This is a genomic window from Streptococcus sp. WB01_FAA12 (genome assembly GCF_012843315.1).
In the GTDB taxonomy this organism is placed as follows: Bacteria; Bacillota; Bacilli; order Lactobacillales; family Streptococcaceae; genus Streptococcus.
This window is the reverse complement of sequence record NZ_JABAEX010000005.1, coordinates 109099-117271: the sequence shown is the minus strand read 5'-3', so window position 1 is coordinate 117271 and position 8173 is coordinate 109099. Positions and strand designations below refer to the sequence as shown.

The following is an 8173-nucleotide window of genomic DNA, read 5'->3' as shown; positions in this document are numbered from 1 at the left end:
GAAAAATTAGAGAAATTACAGCAACAATTCCAGGATTCGCCTGATATAGCTTTACGTTATGCCAGGATTTTGTTCAATTTGTCAACCAAGCAAACTGAGTTGAAAGAACTAGAGACTACTGCTGAAAAATTAGAGAAATTACAGCAACAATTCCAGGATTCGCCTGATATAGCTTTGCAGTATGCCATGATTTTGGTTAATTTATCAACCAAGCAAACTGAATTGAAGGAACGGAAGGCTACTGTCGAAAAATTAGAGAAATTACAGCAACAATTCCAGGATTCACATGATATAGCTTTGCCGTATGCCATGATTTTGGTTAATTTGTCAAACGTACAGACTGAGTTGAAAGAACTAGAGGCTACTGTCAAAAAATTAGAGAAATTACAGCAACAATTCCAGGATTCGCCTGATATAGCTTTGCCGTATGCTATGATTTTGTTCAATTTATCAAATAAGCAGACTGAGTTAAATAAACTCGAAACCACTGCTAAGAAATTACAGGAATTGCATGAACATGAACCCTTCCGAGAATCTGAAGAAATCGCTTTTATATATGGCGTGTTCTTAACAAGCTTATTTAATCATCAAACGGATTCAGATGAACGTCTTCAAACCACAGAAACAATTAAAAATCTCTATGAACAATTTTCCAAATTTATGTTACAAAATTTTGATGATTTATTTTTTAGTAATGATAATGTTTGTGACAGTGATGAGTACAAGCTATTCAACTTTATCCTAAGAGAAGGTCTTTTAAATAATACTAAATATGCTATTTTACAAACATGGGCAAAGCGTTATAAAGAGGACTCGAATGAACTTAAAAACTTACTGTCTATTTACCAGTATGTTCAAAAAATCAAATACCAACTTGGATTGAAAAATGAAGATAAAAATAAAAATCTTAAGTTCGGCCATTACACTAAAGGGAGCGTTCTTCAAAGTTTATTGGATCAGAAGGAGGAATCAAGCTTTTCTATAGTTGGAAAAACTCGTTTGAATAATGCGAATTATATGAATGATCCTGAGGAAGGTATCATTATAGAAAAGATATTGGGCTTAGATAGACGAGATGCTTTGGAGCCAAGCTCATGGTTTTTAATGAGCTTTACTATTAAAACGGATGATTTAGCTATGTGGTCCCAGTATGGTGATGATGCCAAAGGTGTTTGTCTTGTACTTCGGGAGGATGACTTTTCTAGATTTTCATCCTTCAATGATGTTTCTTGGCGTCGAGAAAAAATCTCTTTAGAATTTTCTGATAAGATGTATTTAATGAAATCTGAATTAAATAGTAGTTTTGAAAAATCTGCCTTTCGGAGTGAGAGTGAGAATTCAATCAATACTGTTAATGATGAAGGAACTGAACCGAATTCTGAAGAAAAAGGTAATGTTTCAAAAGGAAATGTAGATTATCTCTACCGAATAGCCTATGTCAATGATTCAGGTGGTAAGTTTAGCATAGAAAAAACGGAGCTCTTTAACGACTATGAAATCAAAAATTTAGAAACATTGTTGAAAGCCTTAAAGGGAAAAATAGATAAGGATTTGGACAAAGGAGATGATTTTTATCAAAAAGCGATTTCTGACTGTATAGAGGAAATTCGTTACTTATTTAAATCTGTGGATTATAAATATGAGGATGAGTTGCGTATCTTACGCTATGCTAATCTAGACCCAAGTAATGATAAAATAAAAATTGATAAAGAATCTGGAATTGGTAAACTTTATGTAGAACGGGAAAATCCAATTCAAATCGATGAAGTCATTTTCGGTCCTAAGTTTCCAAATCCTGAATACGTGACTCCTTTATTGAAACTTTTGGATAAGGAAATCAACTATAAGAAATCTACGATAAAATTTAGATAAAATTTAGATAAAAGCTAACAACATTCTCTAAACTTCTAGTTTTTACTAGGAGTTTTTTATATATAAAATTTTTACACATATTTCTTGACAGGGCTTTCAACTTGAGATACAATATATTTGAAAAGAGTATATATAAAATTTTTATATAATAAAAAGGAGGTTTCCCATGTACTTCCCAACATCCTCTGCCTTGATCGAGTTTCTCATCTTGGCTGTACTGGAGCAGGGGGATTCTTATGGTTATGAGATTAGTCAAACCATTAAGCTCATCGCCAATATCAAAGAATCTACGCTCTATCCCATTCTCAAAAAATTGGAAGCCAGTGGCTTTCTGACCACCTACTCTAGAGAGTTTCAGGGGCGTATGCGCAAATACTACTCCTTGACCAATCGGGGCGTAGAGCAGCTCGTTACTCTAAAGGAAGAGTGGACGCTCTATACCGACACCGTCAACGGCATCATAGAAGGGAGTATCCGCCATGACAAGAACTGACTATCTGACTCAGTTAGAAACCTATCTCCATAAACTGCCTGAAGCTGACCGCATTGAAGCTATGGACTACTTTAAGGAACTATTTGACGATGCAGGTCCAGAGGGCGAAGAAGAACTCATCGCCAGTCTGGGAACACCAAAAGAAGCAGCTCATGATGTCCTCTCTAACCTCCTCGACAAGAAAGTCAATGAGGCACCCGCTCAAAAGAATGATCGCCAACTCCTACACATTGCCCTCTTGGCCTTACTAGCAGCCCCTATCGGCATTCCTGTTGGAATTGCAATTATCTTAACCATTATCGGGTTTTTTATCGCGGCGACCGCTGTCATTCTAGCCTTTTTCACCGTTTCTGTGACGGGCATCCTGCTGGGCGGACTCTTTATCGTAGAAAGTTTTAGCATCCTAGTAGAAGCTAAATCTGCCTTTATCTTGATTTTTGGGGCCGGTTTGCTTTCTATCGGTGCTTCTTCTCTTGTTCTACTAGGCATCTCCTATGTAGCTCGTTTCTTTGGTCTTCTAGTCGTCCGCTTGGTGCAATGGATTCTTAAAAAAGGAAAGAGAGGTGACAGACATGCGTAAATTGACAAAAGGATTTCTCATTTTTGGCGTGGTTTCTACGATTCTTGGTTTTATCATGATTATTGCAGGCGCCCAGTCCAATGGTATTCAAAGTTTGCTTGCCATGTCAAAAGACCCCGTCTATGACAATCGTATCGAAGAAGTGACCTTCGGAAGCGAAGTGGAAAAACTTGATTTGACCCTTGAGGACCATAGCCTAACCATCACAGAGTCTGTAGATGACAAGATCCATATCACCTATCATCCGTCAGTGTCTGGCCGTCACGATCTAACTACTGGCATGAGTGACAAAACACTGAGTGTCACCGACAAACAAGCCTCCCAACATCGTTTTCTCGGTTCAGGAATCGAAAGCCTACTTCGTATCGCCAGCAACTATTCTAATCGTTTTGACGAAGTCGTTCTCTCCCTACCTAAAGGAAGAAAGCTGCAAGCTATCACCGTCTCAGCCAATCGTGGACAAACTAATATTCGTCAAGCCAACCTTGAAAATGCAACCATCAAAACAAAAGGCTATCTCTTAAGACTAACAGAAAGTTCTATCAAGAACAGCACATTAACGGCACCTCATATCATCAATATCTTTGATGCCGAATTGACAGATAGTCAGGTCAAGACGGAGGGAGCACACATCTATGCTGAAAATATCCAAGTTCACGGCAAGGTCGAGCTAGAGGCTTATTCAACTCTACAACTCATTCTCTCCCAGAAAGAGACCGACCGTATCAATCTAGAAATTTCTTCTCAGCATGGCGGTATCTATCGTAAACCCAAAGAAGAACATCGTGGACAAAAAGAGAATGAACTTACCAACCCTTATAAAACGGAAAAAGCCGATGTCAAGGACCTACTCATTGCAAAAGCCAACCAAGATATCTACCTACCTAAAGAAGAGTACTCTTCTCCATCTAGAAATCATTGACAAAAACGCTTTCATCTGCTAATCTAAAAATAGAAAACGACCATAAAAAAGGAGGTTCCACTATGACACAAGAATGGTTTGAAAGTGCCGACCTAGAGAAGAAATCAACTCAGACGAAATCGGAAATCCAACCCGACCAACCAGAGACTTCGGAAACTGTGGAGACTGAACCACAAGCAAGCCAAGAAACTCCTATCTTATCCAAAGAGTCGGAAAGGCATGAGGAGGAAACTCCCGAAACGATAGAAGAAAACCAAACCGAGGAAGAGGGAGAAGGGAAAGCTGAAGAGAAACGCAACCAAGAAACCCCTGCAAAAGAAAAAAGCATCCTCAGCAAAGCTTTAGAGAGTCCTTACATCCCAGATATCGACCCCCACAAAACTGCCCGATTTTAAAGAAGAAATCGCACTATTTTGGACTTGGCTACTGGATGCTATCCAAGAACCAACTGCCAGCAAGACTAGGGACCAAAAGCATCGTTACAGTGTCTTTGCCCTACTCACCCTGCTGTCTTCGGTCAACCTTTTCTTTAGTATCTACCACATCAAGCGCCTCTACTATGGCTATATGGTCTCTATTGCTAATAGTTCTCCTGACCAGCTCCCACCTTTGGATCTCTTTGCTGCCCTTTCTATCTTGGTCGCTAGCGCTCTATTTTACTTTTCCATCATTTTGGGAGGCTTTACTGTCCGACGTGTGCTGGATCAGGAGAGTGACTTCACATTCCAAGAAGCCTTTGATCGGTATAGCAGACTCTTTGCTATCCCACTTGTCCTAACAGCTCTAGCAAGTTTCTTTGCACTCTTTGGTGGCTTACGATTTGCTGGTATCCTCACTCTTCTAAGTATGGCCATCTTTGCCCTTGGCAATCTCTTTGTGATTAGCAAGCCAAGTAAGACCAGTAGCCTCGACCCATTTTATCGTTTCTTACTAGCCGTCTTACTTGATGGCGCTATTCTCTTACCCTTCTTCATTGCAGAGCTCGCGCTGACAGTTGACTACCTTCGCATCCTGACTTTCTTTTAACCAAAATCCCTGCCATTGACCAATGACAGGGATTTTTATACTTACTCTTTTTTGAACAGTGTCTACTTGATGGTTGCCAATCCTTCAAAGTCTTTTCCCAAAATGGCTTGTACTTCTAATTGATTGGCATCTAGTTGGTGGTAAAATGCTGTTGGTAGTGACTCTAGGAATTTTGCGTAATCCAAGCGAGCGATGGATTCGTAGTCTTCTGCTTTGGACCCATCACCAGAAATCGTCACTAGGTCAATCTCCCAAACAAGTTCCTTGCCTGCTAACTGCTCGGTATAGGATGCTGGTACAAAGGGTTCCTTAGGTAAAATCGTCTTGACTCCCTGGGCTAGGTGGTAGATACCGTGTACCTTGCCTTGGGCGTCTGGGTAAAATTTCACACTGGCAAGGTAGGCATCAGAGCCTTGAACTTTCTTGACCAGCTCTTCAAAACGTGCCAATCCATCCTCAGCCAAAAAGCTCTCGAGGTATTCCTTGTTGAGATAGGTAGGGGCCAAGAGCCCTTGACAATAGACTAGACGAGCCTCCTTATCCGCTAGATAATTCTGAACTGTTTGTCGAAAATAAGCTTCAAAGTCAAATCCTTCTACCACTTGCCCCAACTTGTTCGATAGGGCTTGGAGGAGAGCTTCTACAATCTCCCAGTCCGCTCTGGTAAGGAAGTCTGGAATCACCACTTGATATCCTTTTCGACTATCCGCATAGTTCACCTTGAAGAGAAATTGCGACTTACCAACAATCCCACACTCGATATACTCGAGACGATTGAGGGGCTGACGGAGATAGACGGCATCATAACTATGCGACTCCAAGCCCTCCACCAAGGCCAAGATGGACTTGGCAGTCAAGACCTCCTGTTGTCCTAGAATGCTTTCTTTATTTGGGATAAAAAATGTTTTCGCCATAACTGGCCTCCTTTGAAATCGTTTACACATAGTATACCCTATTTTCCTGAAAGATACAGAAACAAACTTTAGATTTTTAGATAAAAAGCATAGAAAAACAGCCCCTAAGAGCTGTTTGCTTTATACTGTAGCGACTTGATCCAAGCTTTCACCGATAGCTGCTAGGCGCTCGATCACTTCTGCTTTTGTCAATTCATTTTCTGAAACATAGCGGTTGCGTGGGTGAACACGGCACTCATGTGAGCATCCACGAAGGTACTTGTCTTCATTTTCTTCTGATGTTAGGATACGACGGTTACAGAAGGGATTGCCACAGTTGACATAGCGTTCACATGGTGTTCCATCAAACCAGTCTTTCCCTACGATGGTTGGGTTAACATGGTTGACATCGACTGCGATACGCTCGTCAAAGACGTACATTTTCCCATCCCAAAGCTCGCCTTGGACTTCCGGGTCTTTACCGTAAGTTGCGATTCCTCCGTGCAATTGGCCGACATCTTTGTAGCCTTCACGGACCATCCAGCCTGAGAATTTCTCACAGCGAACGCCACCTGTACAGTAAACCACAACACGCTTGTCCATGAATTTTTCCTTGTTGTCACGGACCCATTGTGGCAACTCACGGAAGTTGCGGATGTCTGGGCGAATAGCTCCACGGAAGTGTCCTAGGTCGTACTCATAATCGTTACGTGTGTCAAGGACAACGGTATCTTCGTCAAGAAGGGCTTCTTTGAACTCTTTTGGAGACAAGTAAGCACCTGTTGTTTCAAGTGGGTTGATGTCGTTGTCAAAATCGTTGTCTTCCAAACCAAGGTGGACAATCTCTTTCTTGTAGCGAACAAACATCTTCTTGAAGGCTTGTTCATTTTCTTCGTCAATCTTGAACCAGAGGTCTTCCATGCCTGGGAGGCTGTGAACGTAGTCCATGTATTTTTGAGTTGTTTCGTAGTCACCTGAAACAGTCCCGTTAATCCCCTCGTCAGCGACTAGGATACGGCCTTTGAGACCGATTGATTTACAGAAAGCCAGGTGATCTGCCGCAAATTGCTCTGCGTTTTCAATTGGAGTATAAAGGTAGTAAAGTAAGACACGAATATCTTTTGCCATAAGATTTATTCTCTTTTCTATTCTTAAATTTTCAGAATTTTTCATTCAACTATACTAGTATACCCACTTGGGAAAACGAATGCAATTTATTTGACCGGAAATTATATAGAGAGACCTGCCATTGCACTTCATCAGTAACCATAGCGAATCGCAGATAATTCTCTCAATTTTTTGATTTGCTTTGCTTGACTTTCTGACAAACTTAGCTTGTTATCAATCAACACACGTGAGATGTCAACGTTCATTTGGCTCAGAATAAATGGAGTAGAGGTTCCATCATCCTCTAATCGTTTTTTATAAATCACTAACTGATTTTTCAGGGGAGTAAGTTGAGGCTCATCCTTTATATCTTCCAGTAGATGATCAATGATCATCATGGCTTCACAACGTCTTTCGCTTCCTCCTGCAAACCATTTTAATGGTGTCATACTCATTTTCCTCCTGAAATTCGCTTATAAATTGAAACACTATCATTCCTAACTCTCGCGCCAGTATTTACCCAAACACCCTCTGTAAAAAAGTCAGCAAAAATGGTAATGTTGCGAAAATATTATTAATCACATGCACCGCATAGGATGGATAAATGCTCTTGGTATAGCGGGTCAAACCAGCAAAGATGATTCCAACTGTTGCAAAGACGAAGATATCTAACAGACTAGGCAGGCTTGAAAAATGAGGAAGAGCAAATAAAATGGAAGGAAGGAGCAAATCAAGGCCAAATCGCGAATGTTTAAAGAAGGCGTGTTGAAGTAATCCTCTATAGATTAACTCTTCCATCAGTGGAACCAGAAAGAACAGGGCTATATAAATACCTAGCTCTGCAAAGTTAGTCCCACTATAACCAATCAATACAGCCCAACCTTCCGCAGTTGACTGAACATGTTTAGCTGTCTGAACGTTAAAAGAGATCTGGAACACTACCACTAATACTGTCAAAATCGAATACCAAAGCCATTTTTTTCTTGGAATACGAAAGAGATAGCCGTGGCCTGTCTTAACAAGAATCCCAATCATGACTCCACTAAATAGCAAACTCAAGGTATTTCGAATCCAGAAGAAGTTTCCTATCTGAGAAGAGAATTGCCAATAGTTTTGGACGATAAGAGTCAGCTGAGAAAGGCCAAATACGAAAAATAGGTAAGAGAAGACAGCACTCATTTTAAAAAGAAGGCGATATTTTTTCATAATAAATCCCCTATAGATGTATGTGTATCACATCGCATAAATCCTCAGAATCACTGTTTTCATGTTTGCATCCT

The 8173-nt window shown here is 40.5% G+C and carries 8 protein-coding genes and 1 pseudogene; 5 read left to right on the top strand and 4 right to left on the bottom strand.

Annotation, left to right across the window (positions count from 1 at the left end):
- From HF881_RS07285 to HF881_RS07265, 5 genes and pseudogenes are all read left to right on the top strand, one after another.
- Window positions 1-1872: DUF2971 domain-containing protein (locus HF881_RS07285; RefSeq protein ID WP_240956794.1), on the top strand; the 1872-nt coding region annotated here is incomplete at its 5' end.
- A gap of 166 nt (window positions 1873-2038) precedes the next feature.
- Window positions 2039-2365 (top strand): PadR family transcriptional regulator, encoded by a 327-nt coding sequence (locus HF881_RS07280; protein ID WP_000273860.1) that lies wholly within the window; start codon window positions 2039-2041, stop codon window positions 2363-2365.
- Window positions 2352-2945, top strand: a complete 594-nt coding sequence (locus HF881_RS07275) for a DUF1700 domain-containing protein (RefSeq protein WP_084925413.1) — start codon at window positions 2352-2354, stop codon at window positions 2943-2945. Before HF881_RS07280 ends, HF881_RS07275 begins: the two co-directional genes overlap by 14 nt.
- On the top strand, window positions 2938-3867 hold the full coding sequence (locus HF881_RS07270) for a DUF4097 family beta strand repeat-containing protein (protein ID WP_169446962.1): 930 nt from the start codon (window positions 2938-2940) through the stop codon (window positions 3865-3867). The genes HF881_RS07275 and HF881_RS07270 overlap by 8 nt, the downstream gene beginning before the upstream one ends.
- 62 nt (window positions 3868-3929) lie before the next feature.
- Window positions 3930-4893: pseudogene (locus HF881_RS07265) on the top strand (DUF6574 domain-containing protein).
- 62 nt (window positions 4894-4955) lie between these two features.
- Here the strand turns inward: HF881_RS07265 and HF881_RS07260 are convergent.
- From HF881_RS07260 to HF881_RS07245, 4 genes are all read right to left on the bottom strand, one after another.
- Entirely contained in the window at window positions 4956-5807 is an 852-nt protein-coding gene (locus HF881_RS07260; protein WP_169446960.1) for a DUF4299 family protein, read from the bottom strand.
- A 120-nt stretch (window positions 5808-5927) separates the two neighbouring features.
- Window positions 5928-6914 (bottom strand): rhodanese-related sulfurtransferase, encoded by a 987-nt coding sequence (locus tag HF881_RS07255; RefSeq protein ID WP_169446958.1) that lies wholly within the window; start codon window positions 6912-6914, stop codon window positions 5928-5930.
- 131 nt (window positions 6915-7045) lie between these two features.
- Window positions 7046-7342, bottom strand: a complete 297-nt coding sequence (locus tag HF881_RS07250) for a bacteriocin immunity protein (RefSeq protein ID WP_169446956.1) — start codon at window positions 7340-7342, stop codon at window positions 7046-7048.
- Window positions 7343-7409: 67 nt separating this feature from the next.
- A complete protein-coding gene (locus HF881_RS07245) occupies window positions 7410-8099 on the bottom strand; it encodes a CPBP family intramembrane glutamic endopeptidase (protein WP_169446954.1) in 690 nt (229 codons plus the stop codon).
- Between the last annotated feature and the right edge of the window lie 74 nt (window positions 8100-8173).